Origin of the sequence: Lachnoanaerobaculum sp. Marseille-Q4761, assembly GCF_017565785.1 — a bacterium.
Lineage (GTDB): Bacteria > Bacillota > Clostridia > Lachnospirales > Lachnospiraceae > Lachnoanaerobaculum.
In genome coordinates, this window is the sequence record NZ_JAGEKB010000006.1 from 7,177 (window position 1) to 28,851 (window position 21,675).

16 protein-coding genes and 3 pseudogenes are annotated in these 21,675 nt (G+C 34.3%); 13 read left to right on the forward strand and 6 right to left on the reverse strand.

Annotated features, from left to right (window positions below; all coding sequences use genetic code 11):
• Together J4O15_RS15545 and J4O15_RS15550 are read left to right on the forward strand one after the other, a co-directional pair.
• Positions 1–1,359, forward strand: a pseudogene (locus J4O15_RS15545) (helicase); the annotation flags it as partial.
• A gap of 113 nt (positions 1,360–1,472) precedes the next feature.
• The gene (locus J4O15_RS15550; protein WP_208101468.1) at positions 1,473–2,444 is read left to right on the forward strand and encodes a single-stranded DNA-binding protein; all 972 of its coding nucleotides are present in this window, start codon (positions 1,473–1,475) and stop codon (positions 2,442–2,444) included.
• 254 nt (positions 2,445–2,698) lie between these two features.
• Here J4O15_RS15550 and J4O15_RS15555 read toward each other — a convergent pair whose 3' ends face one another.
• The 4 genes and pseudogenes from J4O15_RS15555 to J4O15_RS15570 all read right to left on the reverse strand — a co-directional run bounded on the left by J4O15_RS15555 (position 2,699) and on the right by J4O15_RS15570 (position 8,410).
• Positions 2,699–3,940, reverse strand: coding sequence for an IS256 family transposase (locus J4O15_RS15555; protein WP_208101470.1), 1,242 nt, complete (start codon positions 3,938–3,940; stop codon positions 2,699–2,701).
• Positions 3,941–4,047: 107 nt separating this feature from the next.
• The gene (locus J4O15_RS15560; protein WP_208101472.1) at positions 4,048–5,442 is read right to left on the reverse strand and encodes an IS3 family transposase; all 1,395 of its coding nucleotides are present in this window, start codon (positions 5,440–5,442) and stop codon (positions 4,048–4,050) included.
• 136 nt (positions 5,443–5,578) lie between these two features.
• Positions 5,579–7,160: pseudogene (locus J4O15_RS16605) on the reverse strand (transposase).
• A 104-nt stretch (positions 7,161–7,264) separates the two neighbouring features.
• A complete protein-coding gene (locus J4O15_RS15570; RefSeq protein ID WP_208101474.1) occupies positions 7,265–8,410 on the reverse strand; it encodes a low temperature requirement protein A in 1,146 nt (381 codons plus the stop codon).
• Positions 8,411–8,596: 186 nt separating this feature from the next.
• Here J4O15_RS15570 and J4O15_RS15575 point away from each other — a divergent pair, with 186 nt between their 5' ends.
• The 4 genes from J4O15_RS15575 (at position 8,597) to J4O15_RS15590 (ending at position 12,780) form a co-directional block, all read left to right on the forward strand.
• Entirely contained in the window at positions 8,597–9,415 is an 819-nt protein-coding gene (locus J4O15_RS15575; protein WP_208101477.1) for an oxidoreductase, read from the forward strand.
• 17 nt (positions 9,416–9,432) lie between these two features.
• Positions 9,433–10,404 carry a helix-turn-helix domain-containing protein gene (locus J4O15_RS15580; RefSeq protein WP_208101479.1) on the forward strand — a complete coding sequence of 324 codons (972 nt, stop codon included), beginning with the start codon at positions 9,433–9,435 and terminating at the stop codon, positions 10,402–10,404.
• A gap of 176 nt (positions 10,405–10,580) precedes the next feature.
• The gene (locus J4O15_RS15585) at positions 10,581–12,155 is read left to right on the forward strand and encodes a transposase (protein WP_442911607.1); all 1,575 of its coding nucleotides are present in this window, start codon (positions 10,581–10,583) and stop codon (positions 12,153–12,155) included.
• A 151-nt stretch (positions 12,156–12,306) separates the two neighbouring features.
• The gene (locus tag J4O15_RS15590) at positions 12,307–12,780 is read left to right on the forward strand and encodes a conjugal transfer protein (protein WP_208101483.1); all 474 of its coding nucleotides are present in this window, start codon (positions 12,307–12,309) and stop codon (positions 12,778–12,780) included.
• Between the two features lie 138 nt (positions 12,781–12,918).
• Here J4O15_RS15590 and J4O15_RS15595 read toward each other — a convergent pair whose 3' ends face one another.
• Entirely contained in the window at positions 12,919–14,289 is a 1,371-nt protein-coding gene (locus J4O15_RS15595; RefSeq protein ID WP_208101485.1) for a relaxase/mobilization nuclease domain-containing protein, read from the reverse strand.
• Positions 14,289–14,657, reverse strand: a complete 369-nt coding sequence (locus tag J4O15_RS15600; RefSeq protein WP_208101487.1) for a plasmid mobilization protein — start codon at positions 14,655–14,657, stop codon at positions 14,289–14,291. The genes J4O15_RS15595 and J4O15_RS15600 overlap by 1 nt, the downstream gene beginning before the upstream one ends.
• Before the next feature lie 557 nt (positions 14,658–15,214).
• Here J4O15_RS15600 and J4O15_RS15605 point away from each other — a divergent pair.
• The 7 genes and pseudogenes from J4O15_RS15605 to J4O15_RS15635 form a co-directional block, all read left to right on the forward strand.
• Positions 15,215–15,595, forward strand: a complete 381-nt coding sequence (locus J4O15_RS15605) for a BlaI/MecI/CopY family transcriptional regulator (protein WP_243762119.1) — start codon at positions 15,215–15,217, stop codon at positions 15,593–15,595.
• 7 nt (positions 15,596–15,602) lie between these two features.
• Positions 15,603–16,973 (forward strand): M56 family metallopeptidase, encoded by a 1,371-nt coding sequence (locus tag J4O15_RS15610; RefSeq protein WP_208101499.1) that lies wholly within the window; start codon positions 15,603–15,605, stop codon positions 16,971–16,973.
• 218 nt (positions 16,974–17,191) lie between these two features.
• Complete coding sequence (locus tag J4O15_RS15615) at positions 17,192–17,881, forward strand: hypothetical protein (RefSeq protein WP_208101489.1); 690 nt, start codon at positions 17,192–17,194, stop codon at positions 17,879–17,881.
• A gap of 229 nt (positions 17,882–18,110) precedes the next feature.
• On the forward strand, positions 18,111–18,683 hold the full coding sequence (locus J4O15_RS15620) for a hypothetical protein (RefSeq protein ID WP_208101491.1): 573 nt from the start codon (positions 18,111–18,113) through the stop codon (positions 18,681–18,683).
• Between the two features lie 6 nt (positions 18,684–18,689).
• Positions 18,690–19,493, forward strand: coding sequence for a hypothetical protein (locus J4O15_RS15625; RefSeq protein WP_208101493.1), 804 nt, complete (start codon positions 18,690–18,692; stop codon positions 19,491–19,493).
• Between the two features lie 190 nt (positions 19,494–19,683).
• Positions 19,684–21,096, forward strand: coding sequence for a hypothetical protein (locus J4O15_RS15630; RefSeq protein WP_208101495.1), 1,413 nt, complete (start codon positions 19,684–19,686; stop codon positions 21,094–21,096).
• A 66-nt stretch (positions 21,097–21,162) separates the two neighbouring features.
• Positions 21,163–21,675 (forward strand): annotated as a pseudogene (locus tag J4O15_RS15635) (hypothetical protein); the annotation flags it as partial.

Sequence of the window (21,675 nt, forward strand, 5' to 3'; positions counted from 1 at the left end):
GCACTTGCGACAGGTAATCCTTTAATTCGTGAGAAGATGGATCTTGATGTCGAGGTGTCCAAGCTAAAAATGCTTGAGTCAAACTTCAAATCAAACCTGTATAAACTTGAGGATAAGGTGGTAAAGGTTTACCCTAAAGAAATAGAAAATTTAAAAAATAAAATAGAAAATCTGAAAAAAGATATAGAAAATATAGAGCCATATAGAGAAGAAAATACAGATAAGGAAGTATATATTCAGTCAAGTTTGGAGAATGTAGGAGAAAATTCAATGGAGATAGAGAAAAAGTCGGATAAAGAAGCAGTATCAAAATTCACCTCTCTTGTTCTTGACGGCAAAAAATATACAGATAAAAGACAAGCCGGAGAATTTTTGATAAGCAAGATAAAAAATATAAAAAAGACGGATGATTTTAAGTCGGAAGAAGTAAAAATCGGAGAGTACAGAAACTTTGATTTATTTGCATACTATGACAGCTTTTCCAATCAGTATAAATTTAATCTAAAAGGTGAAGAGAATCATTATGGTGAATTTGGAACGGACGGTATCGGAAATATAACAAGAATGGACAATATCCTTGATAAAATGCCTGAGAGACTGGAGCAAACTTTAGGTAAGCTTAGTGATACCGAAAGTCAACTAGAAACCGCAAAACTTGAAATCGGAAAGAAATTTCCTCAGGATGAGCTTTTAAAAGAAAAGACACTAAGACTTGCAGAGGTAAATAATCTGCTTGACATGGGGCAAAAAGAAGCAGTAACAGAGGAAAAAAATCCATTACTTGAAGAGGTAAAAGAAGAATTGATTCATTTCTTAAATAAGGAGTATGAGGAAAATCATAGTATAGAGGATTTTGATACTTTGTTTCCTGATTTAAGCGATATAGGGCTTGCTTATACGACTACGCCGGATGAAAAGCATGAAATACAGACAAGCCTTGATTTAATCAATTATAAATTAAACACTTATGTTGATAATACTTTAGTTAACAGCTTTCAGTACACCTATGATCCTCTTGATGCAAGCGATAGAAGAGAGCTTGTGCAGATAAAGGCAAACATAGGTTTTTGGGATTTTAATGAGCTTATCTATGTGGATGAAGAAAAGTTAAAAGAGGTGATGGGGCTTGAAATTGATGATGAGGGAAATTTCTATGATCCGTTAGAAAAAGATACGGACTTGGACGGCGTAGCAGACAGGTACGATGCCGACTTTAGAGACAGTAAGGTACAAAGTATCGGAGATCTTAATAAAAGAGATAGAAACTCTGTAGTAGATAAATTAAACGGGTATAAGGAGCAAGTAAGTCAAACAGGTACAAGGGAAAATCAGTTGGAATACTTTGAGGATGCAAGGTAGGATTCAGATAAAAAATATTATATGGAAATATGGGAAGAGAGTATCTTTTAGGGGTACTCTTTTCTCAATCTTTAATAGAAAAATAAAGTGTAAAGATAGAAATGGAGGAATTTATGAACTTAAAAAAAGGAGATATTATTAAAACAGCACTGGGAGAAAATACAACGGTATTAGATGTAAAGAAAAATCAGGCGGTATTATTTTCAGGCGAACAATTTGTCATAGCATCAGGAATTAAAGAGAATAAAGAAACCGGTAAATTTGAGTGGCTAAACGGAAGATATGCAAATGATTTAAAAAGTATTTCAAATATGCAAAACAACAGCTTTGAAAGTATGAAAGAAACTTTATCATTCCTGGCAGAATACAATCATAGTGATTTTATCAAGGGAATAATATCACTGGAAACAGATATAAATGATGAAGACATACTGGATAATGCTTATGACAACTATATGAATGACTCTTATATGGGGTTGATTGATGAAAGGTTTATGGACTTTATTGATGAAGACCTAAAAACAGCGAAAGATATAAAGCAGGAAGAGATAGAAAAAGATGCAGACATTCAGGAAAAAAGCAAAGAAGAAATAAGTGAAAATGAGCAATACCAAACACAGGAAAACACAGTAAAAGAAAATACAAGTTTGAAAGATAATAATGATCAAGAAAAGCAGTATATAAAAGGTAATCTTACCGGAGATGTTGAAGTGAAGGATCTAAGATCAAATGATGGACAGGATTTCAGAGTGGCAAGTTTTTCCATTGCTCAAAATGACGGGATGGGGAATGTAAAGTTTATGAATTGCTTTGCCTATAATGAGCAGGTTCAAGCAGTAAAGGACTTTAGAAAAGGAGATTTTGTTTCGCTTTCAGGAAAAGAAAAGCTTAGTACCGGAAAGAATGGAAAGCAGTATACAAACTTTAAGGTGTATTCCGCCAAGCTGTTAAAAGCCAGAGGACAATCTCAAGATACAAAAGAGAAGCCTTCAACACTCAAAAAACTAAATGATTATAAGGAAAAAACGGATGGCAGATTAAAGGAACAGGGGAATATGAAAAGTGAAAAGTTTGTAGAACGATAAAAGTGTGGGGATTAGGGGCTGTGAAAAAACTCGATTGAGTTTTTTCGCATCTCCCTTTTTGTATTAATGGGCTGTGTGAATCAAAGTCTGTAAATTCTAACTTTCGGACTTCTATGATAAGTATTATTTTAAGGCGAATGCCATCATTTGGCATTCGTCCTTATTGATATAATTATCAAAAAATCAGACCCATGTCAAGGGCGTCGGTCAAAGACCGACGTTCATTTTATCCTTGACTTGTGGTCGTTTTTTTGTTACTCGGGAAGACGCCCCTCATACATGATGCTCAATTCTCCATATATCTGTCCCCAATTTCGAATGGTAGTTGTCCATTTCTTAGTGGCTTCAAATGTCGCTAGATACAAGGCTTTTAGCAGGGCTGTATCGCTTGGGAATACGCTTCTTTGGCGATTTAACTTTCTGTATGTAGAATTTAGGCTTTCAATGGCATTGGTGGTATAAATAACCTTTCTTACATCCACGGAAAACTTGAAAATAGGAGTGATTGCGTCCCAGTTATCGTACCAGCGTTTCATAGAATTTGGATATTTTGATGTCCATTTCTCTGTAACACGATCCAAAGCCTGACGGGCTTTCTCTTCATCCGAAGCCTGATAAATGGTTTTCAAGTCTGTTGCAAAAGCCTTTCTATCCTTGTCCGGAACATATTTGAGTTTGTTTCTTACCTGATGTACAATACACCTTTGATATTCTATTTTGGGAAAAGCCACAGAAATTGCTTCTTTTATGCCTGTCAGCCCATCTGCACAAAGAATAAGGATATCCTTTACCCCACGGTTTTTCAGTTCATTTAATACAGAAAGCCAGTATTTAGAGCTTTCATTATCTCCTACTTGAATCGTAAGGACTTCTTTCTTTCCTTCTGTATTGATACCCAGAATGACATAAGCAGCTAACTTTCGTATGATACCGTTATCACGAACAGAATAGTGGATCGCATCGATATAGAGAATCGGATAGATCTCATCCAAAGGTCGATTCTGCCAGTCTTCTATCTGTGGTAAAAGCTTATCTGTAACGTCAGATATAAAACCTTCTGATGTTTCAAAGCCGTAAATATCTTCGATAGTTTCTGAGATCTGGCGTGTTGTCATACCTTTCGCATACATGGAGATGATCTTCTGATCAATGTCTGAAATATCTTTTTGACGTTTCTTTACTACTTGAGGTTCAAAGGTTGATTTTCTGTCTTGTGGAACTTCGATCTCCATAGAACCATAACGACTGTTTACCCTTTTTCGCTTATAACCATTGCGATAATCATCGCTATTATAACGCTCTGATTTTTCGTATCCAAGGTGTTCATCCATCTCTGCTTCCATCATTTCTTTTATTGTTCCTCCGAGAAGATCTTTTAGAGCGTCTTGAATATCTTCTGCTGATTGAATATCGTATTCTTCCAAGAGTTGGTGAATGATGTTACGCTTTCCTTCTGTCATTTGTACTCTGTGTACAGGTTTCTTTTCTCTTGCCATAATAAAAGGTCTCCTTATGATAAAGTATTTTACCATATAAGACCTTTCTTAACATTATTTACAGAAAAATTTTCACAAGCGGGGGTGCGGACATTTTCTTGGACAGCCTATACGACTAATCCAAGTCTATGTCTGTACTCCATAGGACTCAAATATTCTAATGACTTTTTTATTCTTTTTTCATTATACCAAAGAAGATAGTTATTTAATATATCAATAAATTCTGAGATGCTCACACCAGTCCATTCTGTGTTGTAGAACATCTCATTTTTTAATTGGCCAAATACTCCTTCACATGCGGAATTATCTGGAGAACAACCCTTTTTAGACATAGATCTTCTCAAGCCATTTGACTTCATTAGACTAATCCAACCAGGCCAACGATAGTGTGCACCTCTGTCAGAATGCACTATGGGCTTCTCATCAGGTGCCAAAAGTTGAATAGCATTATCTAACATTGTATTAACCAAAGAAGCATCAGGAGATGTACCTATACTCCATGTAACTAAAAGACCATCGAAGCAATCAACTATTGGAGACAAATATACTTTCCCGGCAGGAAGTGCAAACTCTGTTATATCAGTTAACCATTTCTCATTAGGTTTTGATGCAGAGAAATTTCTATCTATGATATTTTCTACGGCTGATGATATTTCACCTTGATAAGAATTATATTTACGTGTTTTTTTAGTTTTTACAAAAAGTAGTTCTTCTCTCATGATTCTACGAACAATCTTTTCTGAAATGATTATATCTTCCCGCTTTAATAAAGCATGTATGCGTCTATAACCATATCTTTCTTTGTTTTCAATAAACAATTCTATGGTTCTATATCTTACTTCAGCATATTTATCTTCTTTATTAATTGCATGCACTTGGTAATAATAGCTGCTCTTAGATAATTGTAGCTTATCTAACAATGCCGGCAGTGAATACTTATTCTTCAAGACATCGATTATCACTGCCTTTTCCTTGTTGCTTAGAGCACTCTGATCGATGTCTGGATCTTTTTTTAATACGTTGATGGTTTCTTTTAATAAATCAATTTCAAGCTGCATATCCTGCATTTGTGACTTTAGTTGTTTAATTTCTTCAGAAGAAATATCAGTATTATCTGTAGTTCCTGCTTTTAGTTTTCCGGGTGTAATATTTCTATTATTCATAAGACCTAATGTACCTTCTTTTAAATAGCGTTTTCGCCACTGATAAATACTAGCTCTGCTGTATCCAATGTCTTCTGAAACATATTTTATATTTTCACCGAGTTCATAGCAACGATGTAAAGCATCAAGTTTTATTTCTAGAGGTGGATTGCGTGGATGTTCCGGAGGATTATCAACTGTAGGGTATTCTTTTCGTATCTTAGGAGGAAGTTTTTCTTCGCTTATCCACTTATAAAGATTCCTTCTAGTCGGATATCCTAAAATTCTGATAGTTTTCGTTACAGATTCTGTTTGATGATATAGGCGTAATGCTATATCTTTTTGTTCTTTTGAAAACATCAATGACTCCTTTCAGAGCCCTAATAAGTGTCCAGGTTTTTGTCCGCACCCCCAGCTCATTTAATGTGTATAAATGACTGAAATCATACGCAAAAAAAGCGCAGTTCCCCTACCCCATAGAAATTCTTTTTTGAATCTATGCGGCAGTTCTGTTTCTCATCTTTTTTTTCTGATATTTATATAAATTATGGCCTATCGCCACAAGTAAAACTTCCAGTTTGACTGAATGAATACCTCTTCGGACAATTCTCTTGTACCAACAGTCGTTTTTCATAATTCCGAAAGTGCCTTCTGCTTGTATCGAACGGTTCATTCGTAATAACGCACCATGGATACTTTCTAGGTTTTCGATTACTTCCTGATGCATAGAAGTTAGTTCCTGATTGATCCGAACGGTTCGATTCTTATCTGTCTCCTTACATTTCTTTGCATATGGACATCCACTACAGTCTTCGCATTCATACAGTTCTTCACTGCGTCTGTACTGATTTCCTCTCACATTTTTTCTGTATAAAAAATGGAATGCTTTATCATTAGGACATCTCATGACTCCTTGCTCATCAATTCTGAAGTTAACTGCACGAAATGGATCTTCATGATATTTCTTATCCTTAGTTTCTTTTTTAAACATTGGAAATTTCATATACTTTTCAATTCCGTTCTGTTCACAGAAAATATAATTGTTGTATGAGCCATATCCGGCATCTGCCACAGGATACTTGGGATAGAATCCATAAGTTTGTTTGAAGTGCTCCATCAAAGGAACAAAACCATCCATATCCGAACGATAATGGTTTACGTCAACAACTGCAATATATTCATCTGCTACACCAATCTGTACATTATATGCCGGCAGAAGCTGATCATTGCCCATGTAATCAGTTTTGATACGCATAAAGGTAGCTGAGTTATCTGTTTTAGAGTAACTGTTCCGATTAGGACCACAGATTTCAATTTTTTGTATGTATTCTTTAAGTTTCTGACAGAAAGCAGTCAAGTGTTCATAATGACGCTGTTGTTTGGATTTTCGCTTTCCGCTTTCCGCTTCCGTAAACAAATGTACTTGTATCCAGTTCCCATAAAAGTACCAGCTGCTCAACGATTTCATTCAGATAATCCGGTACATACTCTGTGTTTGTTGTGATCTGCACCCTGCTCCATGCGATTTCTGCATTAATTTCCTCAATCTCCGCGGTGATTTTTTCGTAAAGCTTGTAACGAAACTTTTCGGTAGCTTTCTTCCATACCCAGGTATACTTGTTTGCGTTTGCTTCAAACTTGGGGCCGTCGATGTAGAGATGTTGAAGATCTACATGCTCCTCGTTAAAGATAGCATGATTGATGTCGTTAAAAATGTTTTCGATCTTATCTTGAAGTATTTCATTGATGAAATATCCAAAGGTTCTGTATGACAGAGTCTGGTGATCCATGAGATACATGAATCTGATATTAACTTTGCAGTTGTCTTCCAGTTCTCTCAGAGAGCAGTAACCGCTAGTCATAAATCCGAAAAGTACTGTTTTTAGCATGTTGACAGGATTATATCTGAATCGTCCGGTTGTGTACTCCGGAATATCCGTCAGATACTTGTTTAAATCTATTCCTCCCATAAATCTGTCAAATATTAAAACAGGATCCAGCAAATTCAAACAATCTGAAAGAAACAGTGGTAAATATCCTTGTTTTGGATTACAATATTTATTGTGTAAAGTTTTTATCATAAGTTAATTTTACCACAAAAATAGGACCTTTCGCATGAACGAATGGTCCTATTTCTTTTAGGGACTTATTTCACAGCCCCTTTTTTAATGCTATAAACTCATTAAAATAACCCCCAGTTAGATTTGGAATATTTTTTATTCTGTGTCACATAAAAATAAATAAAATGAGTGGCTATAGCTAGAGCTAAAATGGTTGCTATACTCGCTACTATTATAGGATTAGAAGCAAAGATTAAAGAGAGAATCAAGGCAGCCAGATAGAGTGTCGCTTGGACACAGTAGTAACTTTTCGAATAGCTAAGATAGTGTTTGTTATAGGGCCCATTTGCTAGGACAGCAGCTTGAAAGAGGCCAAATCCGATATAATAGAAGCCGGTTACAAAGAGACGATTAACTTCAGGATTCAGAAGAAAACTCATCGAAACAGTCATCATAATAAGTCCAATGAAAATAGGATAGTGACTGTAAACTAGAAATAGTCCCTTTTGACTAGATTTTTCATCAATAGCATGGTCGAATTGACCAAAATAAAACAAGAACAGAGAAAGCGTAATAATGAAATAAAGAACCGAATAAATCGAGAAATTCTCGATTGTAAAGAAGTTAACTAGCTCCATAATCATCTCTCCAAACGTAATAATGACAAGAAGGGAGAGGCGCTCGATTAAATGGGGGAGATTTACCTGGTAATGCTTATCTTTACTAAGCAAGATAATTGGCATAATAAATATTAGCAGAATACTAGCAAATAAGATATAGACTCTAACGTAAATAGGAAGAAGAGCTGCCAGATAGACTCCTAAACTTCCTAGACCTGTTATCCATAGAAAACCTTTGATACTTTCCCGATTAACATCATCGGTTGATTTTCTAAAAAACTCAACCAAATATTGAAAAAATAAGATAAGGGTTAATGTACCAATAGCCCAACAGAGATAATGAAAATATTGTTGCCAATCAGGTCCCATCATATTGGCTATAAAGAGTAAAAGTCCCATTTTGATAAACATGATTACTATGTTAAATAAAGAGTTCTTTCCATAGCGATTGGTATAAACGGTTTGAATCATCCAGGAATCGGTGAGAACCAAGACAGCTATGAAAAAATCAAGTAAAGAATTCCAAGTCAAAATACCGTTATGAAGATGGTCAATTAAAGTAGTTACTTTTGAAATTGCAAAAACAAAAACTAGGTCATAAAAAAGTTCTGAAAATTCTACACGTTTATGTTTAATAAGAGTTGTCATCTTAAGTCCTTTCTATTTTAGAAGTATAATTTATTATAACAGAAATGGCAATGAAATAGAAGGAGATTCTTAAATAACTTAATGTGGCGCGAATTGTCAACACCTTGACTTCTTTTGTCATTTACTTGTCGGTTTCTGTTTTGTAAAATAGTCTCATAAATCAAATGAAATAAAGATGAAATCATTATGTCAAATAAAAAAGTTATTTTAGTTACAGGCGCTTCATCAGGTATGGGAAAACTTTCAGCCCAAGACCTTATCAAAGCTGGTCACACAGTTTACGCTGTTGCTCGTAGTATCGATAAAATGAAAGACTTAAAAGCAATGGGTGGCCATATCATGAAAATGGATGTAACTAACGAAGAGGATATTGAAAAAGTTGTTACGAAAGTGATTGAAGAACAAGGTCGCATTGATGTTCTTTGGAACAATGCAGGTTACGGACTCTATGGCCCTGTCGAAGACCTTTCAATGGAAAAAGCGCAACAACAGTTTGAAGTCAATGTCTATGGTGTAGCACGGTTAACGAAGAAAGTTTTACCATATATGCGCCAACAAAAGGATGGTCTAATCATCAATATGTCATCAATGGGTGGTAAAATTTACACACCACTGGGCGCTTGGTACCATGCTTCAAAACACACTATTGAAGGTTTTAGCGACTGTCTCCGTATGGAAGTTAAGGAATTTGGCATCAAGGTGGTTGTTTTAGAACCTGGAATGATCAATACTGGTTTTAACGCAACAGTTGGTCAAAACTTCTCTTATGAATCTAAAAATGGAGCATACAGTCGTTTGGTGAACGGCTATATCAAAGCTATGGAGAACAACCCAACACCAGGATCAAACCCAGAAGTTATCTCTCGTACAGTTCTTAAAATTATCAATGCTCGTAGCCCTAAAACTCGTTACCTTGTTGGCCGTGGAGGAAAACTTTTAGTAGCCATCCGTCGTATCTTTGGAGATAAATTCTTTGATCGTATGATGTTGATGTCAATGCGTTAATAGAATGGAGAAAGCTTATGCGCCTTAGTCTCAGTCAACAGTATATTGAAAATTTAAGCCTTATAGGGCTGGATTTGAAAATGATTCTGCAATTGGCTAATCTACCAGATAGCACCTGGAAAGAGGAGATGAACCTCTCAACTCTGGATTATTACCATCTCTTAACAGCTTTTGATCAGGTAGCCAATGATGAGCAAATCATAGCCATGAGCCTCATCAAGAACATTCAGATGTTTATGCCTCCATTTTTCGCGGCCCTATCTTCTAAAAATGGTCTTGCAGCTATAGAGCATTTTGCCAAATACAAGAAGATTACAGGTCCGATTGTCGTAAACATAGAATTCTTTGATGAGCTTGTCCGTGTGAGCTATCATTATGATTATCCAGGTTTAGACCTACCTCGTTTTGAAGTGCTTAATGAACAGTTGTTGTTGCTTGATTTGATTCGGACGGGAACAGGTGAAGAGCTTGTCCCAGTACACGTTGGGACTCCTTATTCTTATGAAGAAGCTAGTATTGGTATTTTTGGCTGCCAAGTGGAACAAATTGAAGGGAATGAACTGGTCTTTAACAAAGCTGACTTGGAGAAACCTTTCCTCACGGCCAATAATGTCATGTTGGACTACCTAGAGCCTCAGCTTAAGGAACGCTTAGCGGAAGCAATGACTAGTGAAAGTTTCACAGGTATCGTCCAGCAAAAACTCTACCATGCTATTCCAAGTGGTTTCTTTACCATTGAAGATATAGCAGCGTCATTAGGCATTAGCAGTCGCACCTTGCAACGGAACCTGACTGCAGAAGGAACTAAATTTAATCAAGAATTACAAAATGTTCAAAAAATCCTAGCCTTTGGTTATTTCAAAAATCCAGAAATGACGACAGAAGATGTCGCCTATCTACTAGGTTATTCAGAAGTCTCATCTTTTTCACGAGCCTTTAAAAAGTGGACAGGACAGACTATTTCAGAATATAGAGTTCAGTCTCATTAATAGAAAAAGCGCCTGAAGGGGCATTTTTTCTATCGTTTTTAGTGCTTAGACTACACAAAAAAGGGGCTGTCGGGAAATGGCAGCCATAAAAAAGGGACTGTGAAATAAGTCCCTAAAAGAAATAGGACCATTCGTTCATGCGAAAAGTCCTATTTTTGTGGTAAAATTAACTTATGATAAAAACTTTACACAATAAATATTGTAATCCAAAACAAGGATATTTACCACTGTTTCTTTCAGATTGTTTGAATTTGCTGGATCCTGTTTTAATATTTGACAGATTTATGGGAGGAATAGATTTAAACAAGTATCTGACGGATATTCCGGAGTACACAACCGGACGATTCAGATATAATCCTGTCAACATGCTAAAAACAGTACTTTTCGGATTTATGACTAGCGGTTACTGCTCTCTGAGAGAACTGGAAGGCAACTGCAAAGTTAATATCAGATTCATGTATCTCATGGATCACCAGACTCCGTCATACAGAACCTTTGGATATTTCATCAATGAAATACTTCAAGATAATATTGAAAACATTTTTAACGACATCAATCATGCTATCTTTAACGAGGAGCATGTAGATCTTCAACATCTCTACATCGACGGCTCCAAGTTTGAAGCAAACGCAAACAAGTATACCTGGGTATGGAAGAAGTCTACCGAAAAGTTCCGTTACAAGCTTTACGAAAAAATCACTGCGGAGATTGAGGAAATTAATGCAGAAATTGCATGGAGCGGGGTGCAGATCACAATAAACCCGGAGTATGTACCGGATTATCTGAATGAAATCGTTGAACAGCTATTACTTTTATGGGAACCGGATACAAGTACATTTGTTTACGGAAGCGGAAAGCGAAAATCCAAACAACAGCGTCATTATGAACACTTGACTGCTTTCTGTCAGAAACTTAAAGAATACATACAAAAAATTGAAATCTGTGGTCCTAATCGGAACAGTTACTCTAAAACAGATAACTCAGCTACCTTTATGCGTATCAAAACTGATTACATGGGCAATGATCAGCTTCTGCCGGCATATAATGTACAGATTGGTGTAGCAGATGAATATATTGCAGTTGTTGACGTAAACCATTATCGTTCGGATATGGATGGTTTTGTTCCTTTGATGGAGCACTTCAAACAAACCTATGGATTCTATCCCAAGTATCCTGTGGCAGATGCCGGATATGGCTCATACAACAATTATATTTTCTGTGAACAGAACGGAATTGAAAAGTATATGAAATTTCCAATGTTTAAAAAAGAAACTAAGGATAAGAAATATCATGAAGATCCATTTCGTGCAGTTAACTTCAGAATTGATGAGCAAGGAGTCATGAGATGTCCTAATGATAAAGCATTCCATTTTTTATACAGAAAAAATGTGAGAGGAAATCAGTACAGACGCAGTGAAGAACTGTATGAATGCGAAGACTGTAGTGGATGTCCATATGCAAAGAAATGTAAGGAGACAGATAAGAATCGAACCGTTCGGATCAATCAGGAACTAACTTCTATGCATCAGGAAGTAATCGAAAACCTAGAAAGTATCCATGGTGCGTTATTACGAATGAACCGTTCGATACAAGCAGAAGGCACTTTCGTAATTATGAAAAACGACCGTTGGTACAAGAGAATTGTCCGAAGAGGTATTCATTCAGTCAAACTGGAAGTTTTACTCGTGGCGATAGGTCATAATTTATATAAATATCAGAAAAAAAAGATGAGAAACAGAACTGCCGCATAGATTCAAAAAAGAATTTCTATGGGGTAGGGGAACTGCGCTTTTTTTGATTCTCTTTTAAACTTTTAAACTTAAAATAAGGATTTGCTAAAAAAGAAGAGGGGCGTTATAGTATAAGAAAAATAGGATTATTTAGTAGAAAGGATGAAATGACATGATTGGTATTTTTATAGCCTTAATTATATTATATTTGGGAGTTATACTGTTTGTAGGAACAACATTTGTAAAAATAAGCTTATTTGCAATGGATAAACTTGCGGTATTTATAGCAAGTTGGTATTATACTCACCATTATTTTTCTGCCAAGTTTTCATCCGGATATGCCGTATATTTTTGGGATATATTAGTGGCAATAGTGGCAGTAGTGCTATATTCTGTCTTATTTAAGCTTATTCATGATAAATTTGGATTGATTGGAAAGATTCTTAATTTAGCTATATCGTTTTTCAGCTCAATGACGGTATATTGTATTTTAGTACATGGATTTATTACAAATGAAAAATCTTATTTTCTACCCCTTTTAAACAATGATTTAGTCAATCAGGTGGTAAACTATATCATAATAGGTATAATCTCTTTAGTTGTATGGAAAAGAAGAGAAGATTATCTTATAGAAATGGACAAGTGATAAAGAAGCCTGCCGTTTTTCCTTGGATATTTAGGCTTGTCTAAGAAAAGTCTACCACTTTGTCTATCTAATCTGTTATTTATAAAGAAGGAGACTGCTTTCTACCGACAAATCATGTAGGAACAGCCTCCTTCTTCTTTATTTTTCCAGATGGTTATTAAGGTATATATCCGTATTTTTCTTTGCCTGTTGAAGATCATGGAGCATGAAGTTTTGATATGTATATTTTTCCATAAGGCTAAGTTTTTTCTGTTCCAAAACAGCGTACTTATCTGACAGTTCCGGAATACTTAATGCACGGTATCCTGATTTCTCAAGTTCTTTTAAGGCGATTTCATAGGCAATAATCTGTGGCTTGTATTCTTCATAAAAGGCGATATTTTCTTTATCTTCAATATACATGTCATAGATCAATTGATTTTTAGAAAGGGTGTTTTTATTTTCCACCACATAATATATGGATTTCATTTCCTGTTCAGCTTGTTTTATCTGATCTAATAATTGTTGCCTGTCTGAAGCTGCCTTCTTTAATTTTGGTTCCAGTTCTTCATAGGTGTTTATGCCATATCTTCTCATTTCGTTTAAGGATGAAGCCATTGTTTTCATGTTACGTTTACCTGCCCACACTTCATAACCTTTTGAGGATTTTACCTTTTCATTGTTCTTTATATTTACAATAGTATCAGGCTTTTTATAAGAGAGTTTGTCATAAAGCTGTCCTTTATTATAAATCTGCTGTTTGGTCGGATCTTCAATTCTTTCTTTAATTCGCTCTTTGGTATAATCTTCTCCAAGCACATTTGTCTTTGTTCTTGTAAATCTTCCGGTATCTTTTTTGTCTTTATGCCGGAATGAAAGATACTTTCCAATCTTAATTTCATATCCAAAATCTTCCATTGCTTTTAGAAACTCTTCGTAAGTACCGGACTTTAGAATTGCTTTATCAATGGCAAGCTGAAGCCTGTTTTTCCAAGAACTGCCTTTCTTAAATTCCATATATTCTGAATAGCTTTTACCGTTTGTGGAATATCTGTTCTTGAATTTTTTATAGTTTTCATCAATGACAGATAAACCGTTTTCTTTACAAATCTCATCACTGACAGTTCTGATTTGATGATAACTTCTTTTGTTGCTTTGATACGCCTTACCTGTTACAAAACTTACATTATTAAATATAACATGATTATGAAGATGCCCCTTATCTATGTGGGTAGTGAGTACATACTCATACTTTCCTTGAAAGACTTTTTCGCATAGTTCCAGTCCTATTTTGTGTGCCAGTTCTGGTGTGGTTTCCCCGGGAGCAAATGACTGGATTAAATGTCTTGCTAAGATTTTTGCCTTGGAATTACATTCTCTTTTCGTCTGCCCAAACTCAAGATGAGCAAGCTTAGGATTGCAGTTAAAAGAGGAAATAAGGATTTTTTCATCGGTCTTATCAGCATTCATGATGTAGTTTAGGGCTAAGTGCAAAGTTTTTTCTATGGGATGAATCTTTGTAACAGCCATCAGATCTCCTCCGTATTTATAGTTTCTAAATTTCCAAGGTCATATAGTTTTTTTCGCAGAGAGTAAATATCTTTCCCCTGCTTTTTTAGCAGCTCTTGTATATCAATGATGTCATCCTTATAAATCATTGTGGTAGAATTTACCCGCTTTGCAATCTGATTGATGCTACCGGTTATCCTGCCGATACTTGCGGAAAGTTCCCTGAAAACTGTCATATCCAATACGAAAATATCCTTGCCTAAGATGCATTTCATAATAAACTGACGCAAAGTTTTACAACCGGAGAGCCTATATTTTTTCTCCAAAACCTTCAGTTCATCATCTGAAAGCATTAAATAAATGCCATGAGTTCTTACTCTGTTTGCCATGTCCAAACCTCCAAATCCTAAAAACAACAAAAGAAAAAACCTGTAGAATCAAGTGCTAAGCTTGATTTACAGGTTTTGCTTTATAGTATATTTCTAAATTAGAAATCTCCTGTAAAGAGATAAAATAGTTATATAAGTTACAAGAAAATTATAACATTTTTGGAAGTAAGCTTCAATGAAAGAAGCGAAAACTTTTTCAAAAACTACTTAGGTGATGACATTAAAGAAGTTGTTTATGCAGGGGTTTGGGGATATTCCCCAACAAGCAAAAATTGACTGAAAGAATCCGAAGTGAAAGCGAGGATTAAGTCAATTTTTCGTAAGTGCATATGCACTTACTGTGCTTGTTAAAATTATCCGGAAATCCAGATAATATGACTTCTAAATGAAATCCCTAGAGAATTTTCACAAAGAAAATTAGGTATAACTATTAATATTATTGTATTTATAAAAATATAAAATTCAATATCTAAATATTTTTGATATTGAATTTTACTCAAAGATATGATATATTCATATTGAAAATAAAACAAAATATTAATAAGGAGAAAGTAAAAATGGAGCTTTCACATGGAGAACTAATGGTAATGGAGATGTTGTGGGATGGAGAATGCTTGGATGATAATGGAGAAATTCAGGCGTTGGAACTCTCAAAGCTGTTATATAAAAAATATGGAATGGGAAAAACTTCCTGTTATACCTTTTTTGGCAGGCTACTTGAAAAAGGGGCTATTACAAGGCGTTACCCAAAATACACATTGAAACCTATTGTTTCAAGGGAGGAGGCGTTAAAAAAACAAAGAGAAGAAGCGATAGAAATGTTATTTCAAGGTTCTATAATTAATGTTTGTCGTGCTTTTTTAAGTGAGAAAAAAGTTACTAAAAAAGATATACAGGAGATGAGAGATTTTATAGATAATTTTGAAGTAGAGGAATAGTGATGTGATGGTAGAATTCGTAATAGTTTCGACTTTGGAAAGAAGCATTAAGAGTACTTTTATTATAATGTTGGTACTTTTGACCAGAAAAACATTGAATGTTAAGAGCGTTAAATGGGCAAACTTTATTTTATGGTCAATACTTTTTATTTATTTGCTTTTTCCGTTTTCTATTTTTATTCAAATTGAAGAATTAGAGAAATATGTAATGCTTCAATATTTACTGGAACCATTTATGTTGATAAGTACTTATATAAAAATGTTTGTGCAAGAAGTTGGATATATCTTATCTAATTTAAATCAATTAATGGTTACAAGTATACTTTTGGTATATACAGGAGTCCAAGTAACAAAGAGAAACAAAGCACTAAGGAACTCAGTACGGATAGAACCGGATAGTAGAATAGAGGAACTTGTTAATAGTTTCAGATTGAAAAGACAGGTACAGATATACATAAATGATGAGATTAAAGTTCCTATCACCTATGGAGTGGTTCGTCCTAAAATAATAATACAGAGCCAAGTATTAGAAGATAATAATTTATTAAAATATGTGATAATACATGAAATGGTTCATATTAAAAAATTTGACATAGTGCTTACCCATATAAAAAATGTGATTACTTGCTTATTTTGGTATAATCCATTTATTCTTGTGGCATCAAGATATATGGAGGATGATTTAGAGCTACTTTGTGATAAGTTGGTTATTCAAAGAGTGGGAGATACTGTTAAAAATAGAAAAGAATACTGTTTATCTATGCTGAGACTTGTAGAATTAAAAGAAATGCAGGAAAAATCGGTTTTAAAATTACACCCGACAAAAGAAAGGATGATTATTATGAAAAGATGGAAAAGAGGATTGGCAGGAATTTGTACTTTGGTTTTAATGATTGCTTTATCTATAACGGTTTTTGCCGATATAGGTGTGAATAAAAACAATCAGGTTATTGAAAATGGGGATTTTTTTCAAGAAGAATTATTAGAAGATGATATAGTAAGGGTAATAACAGAGGAGGAATATGAGCAACTAACTTTAGAAGAGATAGCCCCTATTGAGTTAAACTCTGCTAATATAGATGACAATGCAACTTTAGAAGGTTTAGCACATAAATCTTATAAGTTTAATATGGCATCTTGGACACAACCGAATCACAATGGCTTTACAGTGAAGATAAGTAATGCATCGTCTTATGGTGGAGTGATGTACAACATTATAATAAAGCGAAATGGTAATACTATTTATAATAGAGCGTGTTACGGAGCTGCGACATTAACAGTTAAAGCACACAATAATAGCAGATATGAGGTTATTATACTCAATGAGTCAACAAATTCATTGAAATATAGAGCTAAAATAAATAGTTATATAAGGTAAGGTGTATATCAAGGAGATAGGAAACATGATGAAAATCAATCCTATGAGGTATAAAAACGGAGATAGCTTATAAAGCACTATATCAGATGTACTACATTCAACATACAATCTAAAATCAAATATTAGGCTTGTAATATACAAGTATATTTGACATAAAATATAGTGCGTTTGATACATTGATAGATGTGAAAAATTAACCAAATGTTAAGGAGAAGTGTATGTTTAAGATATTAAAAGGTGTTGTTATATGTAGTGTACTTGCATTGTCATTAGTTTTGGGGTTGAAGCCTGTACAAGCTTCAACAAACAGTAAAGAAACAGGGGAAATTGACAATGCTTTTGTAGTAAATGGCGAAGTTCTCACAGAAGATGAATACTGGGCAAAGATAGAAGCATTGGGAGTTGAAGTGTCTGATTCTTCGCAGCGTGATAAATTTATACCGGAAGATGAGGCTTGTGCAGGTATGAATGCAGAAGAATTTTATAATTATATAAGTGCTTTGGCGGCAGAACCTGATGAAATATATGTACTGGGTTTTACAGAGGTTTCAGAAGAAGAATTTAATAAAGCTTTAAGTGAAGATATTGTTGATTATTCTACCTCAGAAACAAAAAGCAAAGTTGTAGCCAGTAGGCGTGTTGGAAAAGGAAAAATTAGTTTAAGTATTGATTATGATGTAGAAACTGAAAATAATAGGCGTTATATTTCTTCCGCTACAGCAAACCTAGAAGAAAATATTCCTGACGGTTATGAATGGTCTGCTAATAATCTAAATTGCACAATTAGTGATAACCAAAAAAGAGCTGCAGCTGTAGCAACAGGGGATTTGTATAGGATAGTACCAAGAATAGGTAAAGATATCCGCATAAAATATAAAGTAGTGCTTAGGGGCTCGGTATCTGCATAGAGTATGTTAGAGAATAGATAAATATTATTCTATTTCTATTCCATAAGGAAGGGCTTAAAACACAGGAAAGGAGAAGGGGAATATGATGAAAATCAATCCTATGAGGTATAAAAATGGAGACACATTTAAGTTGTGTTTAAATCTAAGCATTTAAATGCAACTTGATGTATAAAAGAGATGCATGATCTGATTTTAATAATGTAGAATAATTTTATGGAGGAATAAAAAGATGGCTAGAAGAAGATTTTTAAGAAAAGTTATGGGCTTGGTAATGGGATTGGCAGTATTGGCTACGTCAGTTGTGGTACCTTCAGGCAAAACATATGCAGCAGGAGAAGAAGTAGTTTCAGAGATGAGTAATGCAAAAGTGGGTGTCATAAAAGTTTTTGATCTTAATGATCCTCACTTGGTTGAAGTTACAGATTCTGGTGAAGGTAATGCTAACGACATAGTTCTTTATACTACAAGTCGTCCAACAAGACATTACAATTTAGAAAATAGCGGACAGTATCGTTATTCTGCATATTCCAATAGGAATATAATGTGGACTAAATATATCTTTGATACTAATAATGGAAGTTTTAGGGTTTACGGTAGATTTAATAAAAAACCTTTCAACATAATATTCCATAATTGCTCTAACAATAGAGATTATAAATATGCTATAACATCTGACAGTGAATTTGATTACTATCAGTTTGAAGTAATGGATGGTACTGCACCTAGATCGTTTTACTTTGGTATAGATACTAAAAGTACACGCTCAGCTGTTTCTGTAAATGGTTTTGTAGATACTTATTAATTGCCTATGAAAAATTTTAATATGATATATTTGCTGTTTATTATTCCAATACTTTATGGCTGTACTTCAGCTGAAGCCTCCTCCGGAAATCTGCCTTCAGTTACTAATTCAAGTGCTATGATTGAGAGTATTAAAGAAACAATAAGCGTTGAAGATGAAAGTAAAACTGAAAAAGAAATTCAGGATATATATTCAGAAACAAATTCTGAGGGCATTCGCTTGGAACTTGCAGATGTATCAGGCAGTGATCCAATATATAGCTTGGCTTTCAAAAAGCAAGATACAAATACCGGTAATTATTTAAATTATGCCGATTTAAATTCTGAAGCAAGTGATAACAGTGATGACCTTGAAAATATTGATATAAAGGTTGAACCTAACTGTTATTTTGGATATTGGCTTGATTCAGAAGACAGGTTGTGTTTAAGTATATGTAATATTGAAGGTAATGATTCGATAAAAGTTATGATAGATGGATTAGAATATACTTTTTCACCCAACAGAGAAAAACAAGAAGAAAGAGTTCTTAATAAGAGTATTGAAGTTAAGGACGAGTCTGTATTAATAGAAAAAGCTGTTTTCTATCCGGAATATATCGCACTATATTTATCAGAAGATACCGGTAATGTATATGAAAATATGTTTTTGGCAGTAGACAGTGAAGGGAAAAGGACAGGTCCGGGAGTTTACTGGCAGGAAGATAATAAAGTATTGATATATAAGAAAGAGAATATTATTAATAATGATACATTACATCTTCAAGTAGGTCAGCAGAATGAATTTGAAGACATCAATGTGGAATTAAAATAAAATTTAGTTAAAGTCAGTACATTTTCATAAGATAGTTGTCATACTTAATGTTATGTACTGACTTTATATAATTTCAGAATAAGTATAAACGGATATTTAGAAAATCTTGATGATAGTAACCTAAGAAAAGTTTGTAAATTTTAGTTGTAGTAAGTACATTTTTGATCAATTTTAAAATGTGAGGTTCGATATGAAAAAACAAATTATAGCACTTGCGACTTGTATATTTATGGGATTTAGCAGTATTACCTCTTATGCATATAGTGCTGAGGTATGTCAAGGCAATACTGCTAATGCAGGCGATGTTGAAGCTTTTTATAGTAACTTAAGCTCTAAAGGATATGCTGTAACAGCTAAAGGCTATAGTGACAAAGGTATTACTATTGCCGATAAAAATGATTTTATCAATGCAAAAAATTATAATGTGCTTTATTGGAGTGGTCATGGCGGTAGTAACGGAGATAATGCAACTTTAAATATTACTCACAATAGTTCAAAATGGTTCAATACATTTGATGCTGCTGATAAGTGGAAAAATACATATGATCTAAAAGTTGCTATAATAGCTGCTTGTTATCAGTTTAATGGAAATGGATTGCGTGGTAAATGGGCAGAGATAATGAAAAATTCAGGTTTGAAGGTATTAGCCGGTTATCATGAAAGTGCTCCTTCATCAAATGATACAAAAATAGCGAATGAATTTTTCAGGCTTGCCAATGAAACAAGAGGTTCATCACAAGGAAACTCTGTCAGGTATTCATGGCAGCAGGCAAATATAGCATATGAATCTAGTGGGAAATGGATTGTACTGGGATATAAAACAAACAGAATGGAATATTATCGCTTGCCTGGATTTCCAGGAAGCTTTGAGGCATCGCCTTCATCAAAAACTGTTTACCGATATACTTCAAAAAATATAAACGGTACAGGTGCTACATCCAGGGCAGCTTCATTTATTAATAGAGAAATTCCTTATGAAATCAAAGTGTCTGAAGATACTTTAGATTTAGATACCGCAGTATTAGGAGATAGTTGTCATGTAGCTTCCTTAGATGATGATGCACAGGCAAAGATAATTAATCTGAGGGAAAATAAGTTGGATTCGATAGCACTTGAAGATGCTCAAAATAATAATGCGGTTATTATTGAAAATCTTGGAATAGACAGTAATCTAAGCAATGCAATAATAAACAATTATGCTTTATTGGAAACCGAAATAAAAGAAGATGGTTCTGATGGAGAAGAAAATAATATAGGTGTTGTTTCTACATATCAACAACAATATAGAGGTATTCCACTTGAGGACAACTTTTTTACAGTGTGTTCAGATTCAGATGGTGTGTTTTCTGTAATAGACAGATGGTCAGAGATAAGTGAAATTGATAGCAGTCAGATTGTTGAACCTATAACCATTCGTAAAGCAGAAGAAATTGTAGATAGTAAATTAAATTATAAGGCACCAGAAATAAAAAGTTGTGAGTATGTGTACAAAAAAACAGAAAATGGGACATACCGTTTGAATGTAAAACTTGTTTCAGAAAATAATCAACAATATTATGTTGATGCAGTTTCGGGAGATTTAGAAACATTAGAAATAGAATAATTATATTAAATCTCTGAGGATAAATGAATATTTTTCTTCGGAGATTTTTACGGGAGGTACTATACGATGAAGTCATTTTCGCTTTATACCTTAATAATTATAGTTTTATTGACTGCATGTTCTAAAAAAGAGATTTTAGAAAATACCCAAAGTTCTACCGTTATAAATGTTGATGAATCAAAAGCCACAGTTTATGATTTTACGGATAATCAACTTACCGACACAGAAGTAAAGGAATTGGAAAGTCTTATATTCCCGATGGAGATGGAAACTCCTGAAATAAACTATACAGATATGGAACAGGATCTTTTATCAGTATATACGGAACCTATAAAAAATGATTATAAGTTTTGGGGTCGCCTTTCAAATGACGGATATTGCTACATTCTCGGCATATCAAAACAGGAAGAACCTGTTTTAAAAGATTTAGATTATAGACTTGATGAAAGTAGCGGATATATTCAGTTGGGACATTGGATCGTTGAAGGGGAAAGCTTTGAAAAAGTAGTGGATCTTTTAAAGGTGCGTTCTTTTTGGAAAAGCAAAGACGGAAGACTTTTATACTTAGGTATTAAGCAG